The sequence below is a fragment of the Limnohabitans sp. TEGF003 genome (assembly GCF_055395455.1).
Map to the genome: position 1 here is coordinate 1,687,993 of NZ_AP029225.1, position 15,232 is coordinate 1,703,224.

Consider the following 15,232-nt stretch of genomic DNA (forward strand, 5'->3'; position numbering starts at 1 on the left):
GACAACATGCAAGACATCATTGAACAACTGGAAAAAAAGCGCGCTGCGGCCCGCTTGGGCGGCGGGCAAAAACGCATCGATGCGCAGCACGCCAAAGGCAAGCTCACCGCGCGTGAGCGCATCGAGGTCTTGCTCGACGAAGGCACTTTCGAAGAGTGGGACATGTTCGTCGAGCACCGTTGCACCGACTTCGGCATGCAGGACAACAAGATCCCCGGCGACGGCGTGGTGACGGGCTACGGCATGATCAACGGCCGCCTGGTGTTTGTGTTCAGCCAGGACTTCACCGTGTACGGCGGCGCTTTGTCGGAAACCCACGCCGAGAAGATCTGCAAGATCATGGACCAGGCCATGAAAGTCGGTGCCCCTGTGATCGGTTTGAACGATTCGGGCGGTGCGCGTATTCAAGAAGGCGTGGCGTCCTTGGGTGGCTATGCCGACGTGTTCCAGCGCAATGTGATGGCCAGCGGTGTGGTGCCCCAGATCAGCATGATCATGGGCCCCTCGGCGGGTGGTGCGGTGTATTCGCCAGCTTTGACCGATTTCATCTTCATGGTCAAGGACACGTCTTACATGTTCGTCACGGGCCCCGAAGTGGTCAAGACCGTGACGCACGAAGAAGTGACCGCCGAAGAGCTGGGTGGCGCGTTGACCCATACCACCAAGAGCGGCGTGGCCGACATGGCCTTCGAAAACGATGTGGAAGCGCTCTTGATGCTGCGCCGCCTCTACAACTACCTGCCGCTCAACAACCGCGAAAAAGCGCCTGTGCGCCCCAGCGGTGACCCGTCGGGTCGCATGGACATGAGCCTCGACACCCTGGTGCCCGAGAACCCCAACAAGGCCTATGACATGAAAGAACTCATCGTCAAGACCGTGGACGATGGCGATTTCTTCGAGCTGCAACCCGACTACGCCAAGAACATCCTGATCGGCTTTGCCCGCATGGAAGGCCAGACCGTGGGCATCGTGGCCAACCAGCCGCTGGTGCTGGCCGGTTGCTTGGACATCAAGAGCTCGATCAAAGCCGCCCGCTTTGTGCGTTTTTGCGATGCGTTCAACATCCCCGTCATCACCTTTGTGGACGTGCCCGGTTTCATGCCCGGCACCAGCCAGGAGTTCGGCGGCATCATCAAGCACGGCGCCAAGCTGCTGTACGCGTACGCCGAATGCACCGTGCCGAAAATCACCGTCATCACCCGCAAGGCCTATGGCGGCGCGTACGACGTGATGGCTTCCAAGCACCTGCGCGGCGACGTGAACTTTGCCTGGCCCAACGCCGAAATCGCGGTCATGGGTGCCAAAGGCGCGGTGGAAATCATCTTCCGCGAAGACAAGGGCGACCCCGAAAAGTTGGCCGCCAAAGAAGCCGAATACAAAGCCCGTTTTGCCAACCCCTTTGTGGCGGGCGCACGCGGCTTCATCGACGACGTGATCCAGCCGCACGAGACCCGCAAGCGCATCTGCCGCTCGCTGGTGATGCTCAAGGACAAGAAGATCGAGAACCCCTGGCGCAAGCACGGGAACATTCCACTGTGATTGCTACCCCGTCATGGCGGACGTGAGCCGCCATCCATGGATCCCGGGTCAAGCCCGGGATGACAGATAAAAGGATTCCATATGTTCAAGAAAATTTTGATTGCCAACCGCGGTGAAATCGCCTGCCGCGTCATCGCCACCGCCCACAAAATGGGCATCCAGACCGTGGCCGTTTACTCCGAAGCCGACAAGGAGGCCCGCCATGTGCAGCTGGCCGACGAAGCCGTGTTGCTCGGCCCCGCACCCTCACGCGAGTCGTATCTGGTCGCGGACAAGATCATCGCAGCCGCCAAAGCCACGGGCGCGCAAGCGATCCACCCCGGCTACGGCTTCCTGAGCGAGAACGCCGAGTTTGCCAAGCGCTGCGAAGACGAGGGCATCGCCTTCATCGGTCCGCGCCACTTCTCGATTGCCGCCATGGGCGACAAGATCGAGTCCAAAAAACTGGCGGGTGCTGCTGGCGTGAACTGCATTCCTGGCGTGAACGATGCGATTGAAAGCGCTGAGAAGGCGGTTGAAATTGCCAAGGGCACTGGCTACCCCGTCATGATCAAGGCTTCGGCAGGCGGCGGCGGCAAAGGCCTGCGCGTGGCCTTCAACGACAAAGAGGCATTGGAGGGCTTCACCTCTTGCCGCAACGAAGCACGCAACAGCTTTGGCGATGACCGCGTGTTCATCGAAAAATTTGTTGAGGAACCTCGCCACATCGAAATCCAGGTGCTGGGCGACAGCCACGGCAATGTGATTTACCTGAACGAGCGCGAGTGCTCCATCCAGCGCCGCCACCAGAAGGTGATCGAAGAGGCACCTTCGCCCTTCATTTCTGAAGCCACCCGCAAAGCCATGGGCGAGCAGGCGGTGCAACTGGCCAAGGCGGTGAAATACCAAAGCGCTGGCACGGTGGAGTTTGTGGTCGGCAAAGACCAGAGCTTTTACTTCCTGGAGATGAACACCCGCCTGCAGGTGGAGCACCCGGTGACCGAAGCGATCACGGGTCTGGACCTGGTCGAGATGATGATCCGTGTGGCCGCTGGCGAGAAGTTGCCGATCGAGCAGAAAGACGTCAAGCGCAACGGCTGGGCCATCGAGTGCCGCATCAACGCCGAAGACCCGTTCCGCAACTTCCTGCCGTCCACGGGCCGTCTGGTGCGTTTCCAGACGCCCAAACAAACCATGTTCCAGGCCAACACCGCCGACCTGCTGGGTGTGCGTGTGGACACGGGTGTGCAGGACGGCGGCGAAATCCCGATGTTTTATGACTCGATGATCGCCAAGCTGATCGTGCACGGCAAAGACCGCAACGACGCGATCGCCAAAATGCGCGAAGCCCTGAACGGCTTTGTCATTCGTGGCATCAGCTCCAACATCCCGTTCCAGGCTGCTTTGCTGGCGCACCCGCGTTTTGTCTCGGGTGAATTCAACACCGGCTTCATCGCAGAGCAGTACGGCAAGGGCTTCCGCGCCGAAGACGTGCCGCACGACGACCACGACTTCCTGGCCGCACTGGCCGCCTTTGTGCGCCGCAAGTCGCGCGAACGTGCCGCCAACCTCAGCGGTCAGTTGCCCGGCTACGACGTCAAGATCGGCCAGGACTATGCGGTGGTCGAGTTGGGGCAGGGCGGGCAGAACCGCTATGTGGCTGTGCATGTGGACGAATTCCCGGGCAAACCCGGCGTGGCGCAGATCACGGTGGACGGCAAAACCTATGCCATGGAGAGCAACTCGCGCCTGAACGACATCCGCATTGAAGGCACCTGCAACGGCAAACCTTTCACTGCGCAAGTCGAGCGCGGTACCTTGAAGAACCCCTTGGCCCTGCAGGTGCAGCACAACGGCACGCGCATCGAGGCCTTGGTCATGTCGCCCCGCATGGCCGAGCTGCACAAGCTCATGCCTTACAAGGCCCCGCCGGATCTGAGCCGTTATGTGCTCTCGCCCATGCCCGGTTTGCTGGTCGACGTGGCGGTGAAGCCAGGCCAGAAGGTGCAGGCGGGCGAGCGCGTGGCCGTGATCGAAGCCATGAAAATGGAAAACGTGCTGTTTGCCGCGCAAGACGGTGTGGTCAAGAAAGTGGTCGCTGCCAAGGGCGAATCGCTCACCGTGGACCAGATGATTGTGGAGTTTGAATAAATGAGCACCCAACGCCCCTTCAAGGTGCTGGGCGTCCAGCAGATCGCCATTGGCGGGCCTGACAAGGCCCGCTTGCAAAAGCTCTGGGTCGACATGTTCGGCCTGGAAGTGACCGGCACCTTCCAAAGCGAACGTGAGAACGTGGACGAAGACATCTGCGCCATCGGCTCTGGCCCGTTCAAGGTCGAGGTCGATTTGATGCAGCCACTGGACCCCGAGAAAAAGCCCGCCGTACACACCACGCCGCTCAACCACATTGGCTTGTGGATCGACAATCTGCCAGTGGCGGTGGAATGGCTCACGTCACAAGGCGTGCGCTTTGCGCCCGGCGGCATCCGCAAGGGCGCGGCCGGATTTGACATCACCTTCTTGCACCCCAAGGCGAACGACGAGTTCCCGATTGGCGGCGAGGGCGTGTTGATCGAGCTGGTGCAGGCCCCCCCCGAAGTGGTCAAGGCCTTTTCGGCTTTGGCGGCCCACGCACACTGAACGAAATTGGGCCTGAAGGTCCGGATCTGTCATACCCGCGAACGCGGGTATCCATGACAAACGAAGGCATGGACCACCGATCAAGTCGGTGGTGACAAATCTTTGTCATGCCCGCGCATGCGGGTATCCATGCCAAATGAAGGCATGGACCGTCGATCCAGTCGGTGGTGACAAGACTTCGTCATGCCCGCGAACGCGGGTATCCATGACAAACGAAGGCATGGACCACCGATCAAGATGGCTAAGACCGGGCGCAGCAGCCCGTCAGACCCCGGTCTGCCGGGCTTTGGCCTTGGCCAGCGCCGCCTCGATGATGGCGCGTTTGCGGTCCACTTCGGGTGCGTTGTCGCTGCCCTTGGTGTGCGCAGTCAAATCGGCCAGTTTGTGCTCCGCTTTGGCTTGCAGTTGCCTTTGGTGCTCGGCTTCTTCGCGAACCAGGCGTTGCTGGCGTGAGGTGTAGCGCTCGCGTGCGATGTGGGCTTGTTCCGCAGACCAGGCAGCCCAGCCGGTTTGCGTGCCGGTCACGTTCTCCAGCGCGATGCAGTCCACCGGGCACACCGGAATGCACAGCTCGCAGCCCGTGCACCAGGGCTCGATCACGGTGTGCATCAGTTTGTTGGCACCCAAAATCGCGTCGGTCGGGCAGGCTTTGATGCACAGCGTGCAGCCGATGCACCAGGCTTCATCGATGATGGCCACATGGCGGGGGCCTTCGATGCCATGCTCAGGGTTGAGGGGTTCCACTGGCTGACCCGTCAGCGCAGCCAAGCGCTCGATACCGGCTTGTCCACCCGGCGGGCATTGGTTGATGGGCGCTTGACCATTGGCCATGGCTTGGGCATAGCTGGCGCAGTCGGGATAGCCGCACCGCGTGCACTGCGTTTGGGGCAGGGCGTCGTTCAGCAATAGAAAAAGCGCCTGGGTCTCAGGCGCTGATCTTGGCAAAGCGGGCATGGGCCTCAGGCTTTTTTCTTGGGCTGGACCCAGGTGGTTTGGATGGAGCCTCTGGGCGGGGTGGCTGCAGCGGCCTTGCTCGTGACTTTGGCCACAGACTTGAGGGCGGTCTTGGCCACCGTTTGTACGGGTTTGGTCTGGACTGCCTTCTTGGCCACGGCACTGACCGCCTTGGGCTGGGCCGTTACCGAGCCTTTGGCGGCCGTTTTGGTCGGGTGGTTCAGGATGAACTTGACCAGTTGCGGGTAGACGATGTCGCGCCAGCGGCGGCCGCTGAAGATGCCGTAATGGCCTGCGCCGGGGACTTCCAGATGCAGGCGTTCGTTGGCGGGCACACCGCTGCACAGGTCTTGCGCTGCGCGGGTCTGGCCCGAGCCGGAGATGTCGTCGAGCTCACCTTCCACGGTCAGCAAGGCGGTGGTCTTGATGTCTTGTGGGCGCACGCGCTCGATCTTGCCATCCACGCCCTTCACGTCCCATGTGCCGTTGACCAGTTTGAATTCCTGGAACACGGTCTGGATGGTCTCCAGGTAGTAATCGGCGTCCATGTCGAGCACGGCGTTGTACTCGTCATAGAACTTGCGGTGGGCTTCGGCGCTGGCATCATCCCCCTTGATCAGGTCCTTGAAGTAGTCGTAATGGCTGGTGGCATGGCGGTCGGGGTTCATGGCCACAAAACCGGTGTACTGCAAGAAGCCGGGGTACACGCGGCGACCCGCCCCCGGGAAGGACGGTGGCACGCGGTAGATCACGTTGTTCTCGAACCACTCGAAGCTCTTGTTGGTGGCCAGGTTGTTCACCGAAGTGGGCGACTTGCGCGCATCGATGGGGCCGCCCATCATGGTCATGGTCAAGGGCGTCTTTTCGCTGCGGCTGGCCATCAAGGACACGGCGGCAAGCACCGGCACGGTGGGCTGGCAAACGCTCACCACATGGCAGTGGCCGTAGATGGCCTGCAGGTGGCGGATGAATTCCTGCACATAGTTGATGTAATCGTCCAGGTGGAACTCACCGTCGGACAAAGGCACCAAGCGGGCGTTCTTCCAGTCGGTGATGTAGACCTTGTGGTCTTGCAGCATGGTCTTGACGGTGTCGCGCAGCAAAGTGGCGTAGTGGCCCGACAAGGGGGCCACGATCAAGACCGCAGGTTGGGCCTTGAGCATCGTCAAAGTCGCGGGGTCGTCCGAGAAACGCTTGAAACGGCGCAACTCGCAAAATGGCTTGTCAATTTCGACCCGCTCGTGGATGGCCACATCGGTTTTGTTGACCTTGACCGTGCGGATGCCGAACTCGGGTTTTTCGTAGTCCTTGCCCAGGCGGTGCATCAGGGCGTAACCGGCCGAGACGCGCTGAGCCAGGGGGGTTTGCGCCATGGGGTTCAAGGGGTTGCTGTAGAGCTTGGCTGCAGCTTGGGCCAGATCGGCGAAAGGCTCCATGATGGAGCGTTGGGTTTCAAAAATCTGATAAAGCATGTGACGGTTTCCCTGGCGACGAATGGTGCGCTGCAGCAATGCTACAGGAGTCGGACCCGAATTTTTGGAGTGATGACCCTAATCGGCAGTCACCTTCCGGACGGCCCAAAAATAAACCGCCCCGTCGGGGGCGGTTGCAAGCCAGGTGTCAGCCTTGATGGGGGTCAAGTCAGACGACTTTGGCAATCGCAGCGCAGACGTAGTCGATGTTTTTGCTGTTGAGCGCGGCCACGCACATGCGGCCGGTGTCGGTGCCGTACACGCCGAATTCGTTGCGCAGGCGCACCATTTGGTCCTTGGTCAGGCCCGAGTAGCTGAACATGCCAATTTGCTGGGTGATGAAGGACATGTCCTGTTTCACGCCAGCGGCTTTCAGGCCGTCGACCAGCTTCTGGCGCATGGCCTTGATGCGCACACGCATTTCGGCCAACTCGGCCTCCCACTGGGCACGCAGCTCGGGGTTGCCCAGCACGGCCGCCACCACGGCACCGCCGTGGATGGGCGGGTTGGAATAGTTGGTGCGGATCGCGATTTTCAATTGCGACAACACGCGGGAAGCCTCTTCCTTGTCAGACGCCACCACCGACAGAGCACCCACGCGCTCACCGTACAGGCTGAAGCTCTTGGAAAAAGACGTGGACACGAAGATGTTCAGGCCCGCCGCCACAAACTTGCCGATCACCGCGCCGTCTTCGGCGATGCCGTGGCCAAAGCCCTGGTAGGCCATGTCCAGGAAGGCCGTCAGGCCCTTGGCCTTGACGACAGCAATGACCTGGTCCCATTGGGCGGCAGTGATGTCATAACCCGTGGGGTTGTGGCAGCAGGCGTGCAGCACGACGATGGTGCCGGGGGCGGCCGCGTTCAGGTCGGCCAGCATGCCGTCGAAGTTGACGCCGCGCTTGGCCGCGTCGTAGTAGGCATAGGTGCCGACCTCGAAACCGGCGTTCACGAAAATGGCGCGGTGGTTTTCCCAGCTGGGGTCGGAAATCAGCACCTTGGCGTTGGGGCTGACCTTTTTCAGGAAGTCGGCGCCAATCTTCAGGCCGCCCGTGCCGCCAATGGCTTGCACGGTGGACACGCGGCCGGATTGGACCACGTCCGAATCAGCACCAAACACCAGCGCCTTGACCGCGTTGTCATAAGCCACGATGCCGTCGATCGGCAGGTAGCCGCGTGGTGCGGGCTTGTCCATCATGGCTTTTTCAGCAGCCTGCACGCATTGGAGCAGAGGCAGTTTGCCAGCGTCGTCGAAGTACACGCCCACACCCAAATTCACCTTGTTGGGGTTGGTGTCGGCGTTGTATTGCTCGTTCAGACCCAGGATCGGGTCGCGGGGGGCCATTTCGACGGCGGAAAACAGAGACATGGAAAGTCCTTGGATTGTGTTCAGTGGTGGCAGGAAACCCGTTCCTCGGTTAGGCTTTCGGGTTATTCCTGATTTTAACGGCCCCCGCCGCCTGGTTTAGCCAAGCCGCGCTTACAAAGATGTCCACCGTGCCCGAAGTTCCTGTTGTTGAAGTTGTGTCTGATGCGGACAAGTACGCAGTGGGGAAGTTTGTCAGTTATCCCGGCTCCCCGTTTGAGTTGTACCAGCCGTACCCGCCGGCAGGCGACCAGCCTGTGGCCATTGAGCAGCTGGTGGAAGGCGTGCAGGACGGCGAGGTGTTCCAGACCCTGCTGGGCGTGACCGGCTCGGGCAAGACCTTCACCATGGCCAACGTGATCGCCCAGCTGGGGCGGCCCGCCATCGTGTTTGCGCCCAACAAGACGCTGGCGGCGCAGCTGTACAGCGAGTTCCGCGAGTTTTTCCCAAAAAACGCGGTCGAATATTTCGTCAGCTACTACGACTATTACCAGCCCGAGGCCTATGTGCCCCAGCGCGATCTGTTCATTGAAAAAGACAGCGCGATCAACGAGCACATCGAGCAGATGCGCCTGTCGTGCACCAAAAGCATCATGGAGCGGCGCGATGTGGTGATCGTGGCCACCGTGTCGGCCATCTACGGCATTGGCGAACCCGAGAGCTACCACCGCATGATCATGACGCTGCGCACGGGCGACAAGCTGGGCCAGCGCGACGTGATCGCGCAGCTCATACGCATGCAGTACCAGCGCAACGACATGGAGTTCAGCCGGGGCAAGTTCCGCGTGCGGGGCGACACGATCGACGTCTTCCCGGCGGAACACTCCGAGTTGGCGATTCGCATCGAGCTGTTTGACGACGAGATCGAGAGCCTGCAGCTGTTTGATCCGCTGACAGGCCGCATCCGCCAGAAGATCCCGCGTTTCACGGTTTACCCGTCCAGCCACTATGTGACGCCACGCGACAAGGTGCTGGCCGCGGTGGAGACCATCAAGCTGGAGCTGGCCCAGCGCCTCAAAGAATTGGTGGGCATGGGCAAGCTGGTCGAAGCGCAACGTCTGGAGCAGCGCACCCGGTTTGATTTGGAAATGCTGTCGGAAGTGGGCCATTGCAAGGGCATTGAAAACTACACTCGGCATTTGTCGGGTGCGGCCCCGGGTGACCCGCCCAGCACGCTCACCGATTACATGCCGCCCGACGCCATCATGTTTCTGGACGAGAGCCACCAGATGATCGGCCAGCTCAACGCCATGTACAACGGCGACAAGGCGCGCAAAACCACGCTGGTGGAGTACGGCTTTCGCCTGCCCAGCGCGCTGGACAACCGACCCCTCAAGTTTGAAGAATTTGAAAAGCGCATGCGCCAGTGCATTTTTGTTTCGGCCACCCCGGCCGATTACGAAAAAACGCATTCGGGCAAGGTGGTCGAACAAGTCGTGCGCCCCACTGGTCTGGTGGACCCGCAGGTCGAGGTGCGCCCCGCCACGCACCAGGTGGACGATGTGCTGCAGGAAATCCGCATCCGGGTGGACAAGAACGAGCGGGTGCTGATCACCACACTCACCAAGCGCATGGCCGAGCAGCTGACCGATTACCTGAGCGACAACGGTGTGAAGGTGCGCTACCTGCACAGCGATGTGGACACAGTGGAGCGCGTCGAAATTTTGCGCGATCTGCGTCTGGGCGCTTTCGATGTGCTGGTGGGCATCAACCTGCTACGCGAGGGCCTGGACATTCCCGAGGTGTCGCTGGTCGCCATTCTGGACGCCGACAAAGAGGGCTTTTTGCGGGCCGAGCGCAGCCTGATTCAGACCATTGGCCGCGCCGCCCGCAACCTGAACGGCCGGGCGATTTTGTACGCCGACCGCATCACCGAGTCCATGAAAAAAGCCATGGGTGAAACCGAGCGTCGGCGCATCAAGCAATTGGCGCACAACGAGGCCATGGGCATCACGCCCCAGAGCATCGTCAAAAAAGTCAAGGACCTGATCGACGGGGTGTACAGCGAAAAATCGGGCAAGGAAGCCGAGCGCCTGGAGCAGGCGGCGCTGCAGCGGGCCAAGGTCGAGGACATGAGCGAAAAGGACATCGCCAAAGCCATCAAGCAGCTCGAAAAACAAATGATGGAGCACGCCCGCAACCTCGAGTTCGAAAAGGCCGCCCAGGTGCGGGACCAGTTGACCATCCTGAAAGAGCAGGCCTTTGGTGCCACAGGCGGCGACAACGTCGTGCCTTTGATTCGGGCTTAAGAAGCCAGTGAATGACCCTATAACCCGAGTGATTTGATCGGGATTGCGTTATACTTGACTCGTTTAGTCGGGATCCTGCTCAGGCAGGCCAAAGACCAAGCCCCCAACCACTTCAGGAGTCTGCCATGCGTCTTACCACCAAAGGCCGTTTTGCCGTCACCGCCATGATCGATCTGGCCCTGCGCCAGGATGCCGGCCCCGTGACTTTGGCCGCCATCAGCCAGCGCCAACAGATTTCCCTGTCCTATCTGGAACAGCTCTTTGGCAAGCTGCGCCGCCACAACCTGGTCGAGTCCACCCGTGGCCCCGGCGGCGGTTACACCCTGGGCCGCAAATCCACGGACATCACCGTGGCCGACATCATTTTGTCGGTGGACGAGCCCATTGACGCCACCCATTGCGGCGGCAAGGAAAACTGCAACGGTGGCGATGGCCGCTGCATGACGCACGACCTGTGGGCTTCGCTCAATTCCAAAATGGTCGAGTTTCTGGACTCGGTGTCCCTGCAAAAGCTGGTGGACGACCAGCTGGCCAAGGGCCTGGTGGTAGAGCTCAAGCCCACCCTCAAGCGCGCCATCTCCCCCATGCCGGTCAGCAAGCCGATCCGCCTGACCGGACCCAATTCCGTGTTCGACCTGGGCAATGTGTTTGCCAAATCCTGATTGAAAAGAAGTACCACCCATGACCACGCCCCACTTTCCCATTTACCTTGACTACGGCGCGACCAATCCCTGCGATCCGCGCGTGGTGGACGCCATCATCCCTTGGCTGCGCGAACACTTTGGCAACCCTGCCTCCCGCAGCCACGCCTGGGGCTGGGAAGCCGAAGCCGCCGTTGAAAAAGCCCGCGAGCAAGTCGCCGACCTGATCGGTGCCGACCCCCGCGAAATCGTCTGGACCAGCGGCGCGACCGAGTCCAACAACCTGGCCATCAAGGGCGCGGCGCATTTTTATAAGTCTCGCGGCAAGCACCTGATCACCGTCAAAACCGAGCACAAAGCGGTGCTGGACACCATGCGCGAGCTGGAGCGTCAGGGTTTTGAAGTCACTTATATGGACGTGCAGGCCGATGGCTTGCTGAACATGGATGCGCTCAAGGCCGCGATTCGCCCCGACACGATCCTGATCAGCGTGATGTTCGTGAACAACGAAATCGGCGTGATCCAGGACGTGACCGCGATTGGCAATCTGTGCCGCGAAAAAGGCATCGTGTTCCACGTCGATGCGGCGCAAGCCACGGGCAAGGTCGAGATCGACATGACCCAGCTGCCCATCGATCTGATGAGCCTGGCCTCGCACAAAACCTATGGCCCCAAAGGCATTGGCGCTTTGTACGTGCGCCGCAAGCCCCGCATTCGCCTGGAAGCGCAAATGCACGGCGGCGGACACGAGCGCGGGATGCGTTCGGGCACTTTGCCTACCCACCAGTGCGTGGGCATGGGCGAGGCGTTCCGCATTGCCAAGCTGGAAATGGCGCAAGACAACGCCAAGGCCCGTGCCTTGCACGACCGCCTGATCAACGGCCTGAGCGACATGGAGCAGGTGTTTTTGAACGGCCACCCCACCCAGCGCGTGCCGCACAACATCAACATGAGCTTCAACTTCGTCGAAGGCGAGTCGCTGATCATGGGCATCAAAGGCTTGGCGGTCTCGTCCGGCTCGGCCTGCACCTCGGCCAGCCTGGAGCCCAGCTATGTGCTGCGTGCCTTGGGCCGCAGTGACGAGTTGGCCCACAGCAGCTTGCGCATGACGATTGGCCGCTGGACCACCGAAGAAGACATCGACTACGCGATCAAGACCATCCGCGAGAACGTGGCCAAGCTGCGCGAACTCAGCCCCTTGTGGGAAATGCACAAAGACGGCATCGACTTGAGCACCATCCAGTGGGCTGCCCACTGATAAAGGAGAAACACCATGGCTTATTCTGAAAAAGTGGTTGACCACTACGAAAACCCCCGCAACGTCGGCTCGTTCGACAAGGGCGACGACAGCGTGGGCACCGGCATGGTCGGTGCACCGGCTTGCGGCGACGTGATGAAGTTGCAAATCAAGGTCAACCCGCAAACCGGGGTGATCGAAGACGCACGCTTCAAGACCTACGGTTGCGGCTCGGCCATCGCCTCCAGCTCACTCGTCACCGAATGGGTCAAGGGCAAAACGCTCGACGAAGCAGCGGCCCTGAAGAACAGCCAGATCGCCGAAGAGCTGGCGCTGCCACCTGTCAAGATCCATTGCTCCATCCTGGCCGAAGACGCCATCAAGGCTGCCGTGGACGACTACAAAAAGAAACACCTGAACTGACATGGCCATCACACTGTCTGCTGCCGCCGCACGGCACGTGAACCGCTACCTGGCCAAGCGTGGCTCGGGCGTCGGTGTGCGCCTGGGCGTCAAGACCACCGGCTGCTCGGGTCTGGCTTACAAGCTGGAATACGTGGACGAGATCGCCCCGGAAGACGTGGTCTTTGAAGGCCACGGCGTCAAGGTGTTGGTGGACCCCAAAAGCCTGGCCTACATCGACGGCACCGAGCTCGACTTCGTGCGCGAAGGCTTGAACGAGGGCTTCCGCTTCAACAACCCCAACGAGCGTGACCGCTGCGGTTGCGGTGAATCGTTCCGCGTGTGATCTCGCTGCAAGCCAACGACTTCGAGCTTTTTGACGTGCCGGCGCAGTTCGCGCAGGACCGCGCACAGCTCGACGCCCGCTGGAAAGCCCTGCAGCGTGAAGCCCATCCGGACCGTTTTGCCGCCGAGGGCGCTGCCGCCCAGCGCGTGGCCATGCAGTGGTCGGTGCGCATCAACGAGGCGTACCAGCGCCTGAAAGACCCGCTCAAGCGGGCTGCCTATTTGTGCGAGTTGCGTGGCGCACCGGTGCAGGCCGAAAACAATACCGCCATGCCTGCGTCCTTTTTGATGCAGCAGATGGCCTGGCGTGAAAGCCTGGACGACACCGACTCGGTCGAGGGTCTGGAAGCGCTGGCCGACGAAGTCGCTGCCGAGCAGCGCCGTGTGCAGCAAGAACTGGCCCGTTTGCTGGACGAAGCCCAAGACCCTGCGCAGGCCGTGGGGCAGGTGAGGGCGCTGATGTTCATCGAGCGCTTCACGCAAGAAGTGAACGCTAAACTCGACCAGTTGACCTGAACTTTCCCGATTGACCATGGCCTTATTGCAGATTTCCGAACCGGGCCAGTCGCCCGACCCGCACCAGCGTCGCATTGCGGTGGGCATTGACCTGGGCACCACCCATTCGCTGGTGGCTTCGGTGCGCAATGGCGTGGCCGAGTGTTTGCCCGACGACGATGGCCGCGTGATCCTGCCTTCGGTCGTGCGCTTCATGCCGGGCCAAGGCCGCCAGATCGGCTTTGACGCGGTGCAGTCGGCGGCCACCGACCCGGTCAACACCATCGCTTCGGTCAAGCGCTTCATGGGCCGTGGCTTGAACGATATCGCCGACCGCAGCAAATTGCCTTACGAATTCACTGCCAGCGACAAAGGGATGCTCAGCATTCAGACCGTGCAAGGCCCCAAATCGCCTGTGGAGGTGAGTGCCGAGATCTTGGCCACCCTGCGTTACCGCGCCGAGGACACCTTCAACGACGACCTGTATGGCGCGGTCATCACTGTGCCGGCTTACTTTGACGACGCTCAGCGCCAGGCCACCAAAGATGCCGCGCAACTGGCGGGCCTGAATGTGCTGCGCCTGATCAATGAACCGACCGCCGCGGCGATTGCCTATGGCCTCGACAACGCGAGCGAAGGCGTTTACGCCGTGTTCGATCTCGGCGGTGGCACGTTTGACATCTCCATCTTGCGCCTGACGCAAGGCGTTTTTGAAGTGCTGTCTACGGGCGGCGACTCGGCTTTGGGCGGCGACGATTACGACCAAGCCCTGGCCGACTTCGCCATGGCCCAGCAGCCAGGCTTGCAAGCTGCCACGGCCGAAGACAAAACCCAACTCAAGGCAGCGGCCCGTGCAGCCAAAGAAGCCTTGACCAACGCCGACACGGCCAGCCTGAATGTGGCCCTGTCCACCGGCGCTTTGTCGGTGCAAATCAGCCGCGCCGATTTCGAGCAAGCCACCCAGGCCCTGACGGCCCGCTGCATCACCGCCGTGCGCAAAGCGCTGCGCGATGCAAAACTGGCCAAAGAAGACGTGCAAGGCGTAGTCATGGTGGGCGGCTCCACCCGCATGCCGCAAATCCAGCAAGCCGTGGCCGACTTTTTTGGTCAGGCCCCGCTCAACAACCTCAACCCCGACGAAGTCGTCGCTCTGGGCGCGGCCATTCAGGCTAACCAATTGGCGGGCAACAACGCCGCTGGCGAACTGCTTTTGCTGGATGTGATCCCGCTGTCGCTGGGCATCGAGACCATGGGTGGCCTGGTCGAGCGCATCATCCCGCGCAACCAGACCATCCCCACCGCCATGGCGCAGGACTTCACCACCTACCAGGACGGCCAAACCGCGCTGGCGCTGCATGTGGTGCAGGGCGAGCGCGATCTGGTGCAAGACTGCCGCAGCCTGGCCCGCTTTGAGCTGCGCGGCATTCCCCCCATGGCTGCAGGTGCTGCCCGCATCCGCGTGACTTTCACGGTCGATGCCGACGGCCTGCTCAGTGTGGGTGCCAAAGAACAAATCAGCGGTGTCGAAGCCCGCATCGACGTGAAACCCTCTTATGGCCTGAGCGACGAGCAGATTGCCAGCATGCTGCAAGAAAGCTTCACCACCGCGCAAGCCGACATGAAGGCCCGCGCCTTGGTCGAGGCGCGTGTGGACGCCGACCGCATGCTGCTGGCCACGCGCAGTGCCTTGGCTGCAGATGGCGATTTGCTCAGCCCTGCAGAGCGCGCCACCATCGATGCCCTCATGGCCACTTTGCAAGCGGCTATCCAGACCGAGCAAGACGCCAAAGCGCTGGAAGACTGCACCCAGGCATTGGCCAAAGGCACCGAAGCTTTTGCCGCCGAGCGCATGAACCACAGCATTCAAAAAGCCCTGGCTGGCCAGAACATCCAGTCGATGTGAACCACAATACCGT

13 protein-coding genes are annotated in these 15,232 nt (G+C 61.2%); 10 read left to right on the top strand and 3 right to left on the bottom strand.

Annotated features, from left to right (window positions below; genetic code table 11):
* Positions 1-6 precede the first annotated feature (6 nt).
* The 3 genes from ACZ5RT_RS08340 to ACZ5RT_RS08350 all read left to right on the top strand — a co-directional run bounded on the left by ACZ5RT_RS08340 (position 7) and on the right by ACZ5RT_RS08350 (position 4,158).
* The gene (locus ACZ5RT_RS08340) at positions 7-1,539 is read left to right on the top strand and encodes an acyl-CoA carboxylase subunit beta (RefSeq protein WP_108427857.1); all 1,533 of its coding nucleotides are present in this window, start codon (positions 7-9) and stop codon (positions 1,537-1,539) included.
* A gap of 81 nt (positions 1,540-1,620) precedes the next feature.
* Positions 1,621-3,669 (top strand): acetyl-CoA carboxylase biotin carboxylase subunit, encoded by a 2,049-nt coding sequence (locus ACZ5RT_RS08345; protein WP_464454163.1) that lies wholly within the window; start codon positions 1,621-1,623, stop codon positions 3,667-3,669.
* Complete coding sequence (locus ACZ5RT_RS08350; RefSeq protein WP_291928521.1) at positions 3,670-4,158, top strand: VOC family protein; 489 nt, start codon at positions 3,670-3,672, stop codon at positions 4,156-4,158.
* A 264-nt stretch (positions 4,159-4,422) separates the two neighbouring features.
* Here ACZ5RT_RS08350 and rsxB read toward each other — a convergent pair whose 3' ends face one another.
* The 3 genes from rsxB to ACZ5RT_RS08365 all read right to left on the bottom strand — a co-directional run bounded on the left by rsxB (position 4,423) and on the right by ACZ5RT_RS08365 (position 7,950).
* Positions 4,423-5,112 (bottom strand): electron transport complex subunit RsxB, encoded by a 690-nt coding sequence (gene rsxB / locus ACZ5RT_RS08355; RefSeq protein ID WP_464454164.1) that lies wholly within the window; start codon positions 5,110-5,112, stop codon positions 4,423-4,425.
* A 5-nt stretch (positions 5,113-5,117) separates the two neighbouring features.
* Complete coding sequence (locus ACZ5RT_RS08360; RefSeq protein ID WP_464454165.1) at positions 5,118-6,584, bottom strand: polyhydroxyalkanoate depolymerase; 1,467 nt, start codon at positions 6,582-6,584, stop codon at positions 5,118-5,120.
* Between the two features lie 169 nt (positions 6,585-6,753).
* Entirely contained in the window at positions 6,754-7,950 is a 1,197-nt protein-coding gene (locus tag ACZ5RT_RS08365; protein WP_464454166.1) for an amino acid aminotransferase, read from the bottom strand.
* Between the two features lie 119 nt (positions 7,951-8,069).
* On the opposite strand from ACZ5RT_RS08365, the gene uvrB reads away from it, so the two are divergent.
* The 7 genes from uvrB (at position 8,070) to hscA (ending at position 15,219) form a co-directional block, all read left to right on the top strand.
* Positions 8,070-10,196, top strand: a complete 2,127-nt coding sequence (gene uvrB / locus ACZ5RT_RS08370; RefSeq protein WP_464454167.1) for an excinuclease ABC subunit UvrB — start codon at positions 8,070-8,072, stop codon at positions 10,194-10,196.
* A 125-nt stretch (positions 10,197-10,321) separates the two neighbouring features.
* A complete protein-coding gene (gene iscR, locus ACZ5RT_RS08375; protein WP_108427862.1) occupies positions 10,322-10,858 on the top strand; it encodes a Fe-S cluster assembly transcriptional regulator IscR in 537 nt (178 codons plus the stop codon).
* A gap of 19 nt (positions 10,859-10,877) precedes the next feature.
* Positions 10,878-12,095, top strand: coding sequence for an IscS subfamily cysteine desulfurase (locus ACZ5RT_RS08380; protein WP_291928506.1), 1,218 nt, complete (start codon positions 10,878-10,880; stop codon positions 12,093-12,095).
* Positions 12,096-12,110: 15 nt separating this feature from the next.
* Complete coding sequence (iscU, locus tag ACZ5RT_RS08385) at positions 12,111-12,497, top strand: Fe-S cluster assembly scaffold IscU (RefSeq protein ID WP_019429402.1); 387 nt, start codon at positions 12,111-12,113, stop codon at positions 12,495-12,497.
* Position 12,498: 1 nt separating this feature from the next.
* A complete protein-coding gene (gene iscA / locus ACZ5RT_RS08390; protein WP_108427864.1) occupies positions 12,499-12,822 on the top strand; it encodes an iron-sulfur cluster assembly protein IscA in 324 nt (107 codons plus the stop codon).
* Positions 12,822-13,337 (top strand): Fe-S protein assembly co-chaperone HscB, encoded by a 516-nt coding sequence (hscB, locus tag ACZ5RT_RS08395; RefSeq protein WP_464454208.1) that lies wholly within the window; start codon positions 12,822-12,824, stop codon positions 13,335-13,337. The genes iscA and hscB overlap by 1 nt, the downstream gene beginning before the upstream one ends.
* A 16-nt stretch (positions 13,338-13,353) precedes the next feature.
* Positions 13,354-15,219 carry a Fe-S protein assembly chaperone HscA gene (gene hscA, locus ACZ5RT_RS08400; protein WP_464452158.1) on the top strand — a complete coding sequence of 622 codons (1,866 nt, stop codon included), beginning with the start codon at positions 13,354-13,356 and terminating at the stop codon, positions 15,217-15,219.
* Positions 15,220-15,232: the final 13 nt, after the last annotated feature.

Excerpts from the sequence above, each read along its gene's own strand:
- ACZ5RT_RS08340 (WP_108427857.1), top strand. The coding sequence starts at position 7 with ATGCAAGACATCATTGAACAACTGGAAAAAAAGCGCGCTGCGGCCCGC.
- uvrB (WP_464454167.1), top strand. The coding sequence starts at position 8,070 with ATGTCCACCGTGCCCGAAGTTCCTGTTGTTGAAGTTGTGTCTGATGCG.
- iscA (WP_108427864.1), top strand. The coding sequence starts at position 12,499 with ATGGCCATCACACTGTCTGCTGCCGCCGCACGGCACGTGAACCGCTAC.
- ACZ5RT_RS08360 (WP_464454165.1), bottom strand. The coding sequence starts at position 6,584 with ATGCTTTATCAGATTTTTGAAACCCAACGCTCCATCATGGAGCCTTTC.
- hscA (WP_464452158.1), top strand. The coding sequence starts at position 13,354 with ATGGCCTTATTGCAGATTTCCGAACCGGGCCAGTCGCCCGACCCGCAC.
- iscU (WP_019429402.1), top strand. The coding sequence starts at position 12,111 with ATGGCTTATTCTGAAAAAGTGGTTGACCACTACGAAAACCCCCGCAAC.
- ACZ5RT_RS08345 (WP_464454163.1), top strand. The coding sequence starts at position 1,621 with ATGTTCAAGAAAATTTTGATTGCCAACCGCGGTGAAATCGCCTGCCGC.
- ACZ5RT_RS08380 (WP_291928506.1), top strand. The coding sequence starts at position 10,878 with ATGACCACGCCCCACTTTCCCATTTACCTTGACTACGGCGCGACCAAT.
- ACZ5RT_RS08365 (WP_464454166.1), bottom strand. The coding sequence starts at position 7,950 with ATGTCTCTGTTTTCCGCCGTCGAAATGGCCCCCCGCGACCCGATCCTG.
- rsxB (WP_464454164.1), bottom strand. The coding sequence starts at position 5,112 with ATGCCCGCTTTGCCAAGATCAGCGCCTGAGACCCAGGCGCTTTTTCTA.
- ACZ5RT_RS08350 (WP_291928521.1), top strand. The coding sequence starts at position 3,670 with ATGAGCACCCAACGCCCCTTCAAGGTGCTGGGCGTCCAGCAGATCGCC.
- iscR (WP_108427862.1), top strand. The coding sequence starts at position 10,322 with ATGCGTCTTACCACCAAAGGCCGTTTTGCCGTCACCGCCATGATCGAT.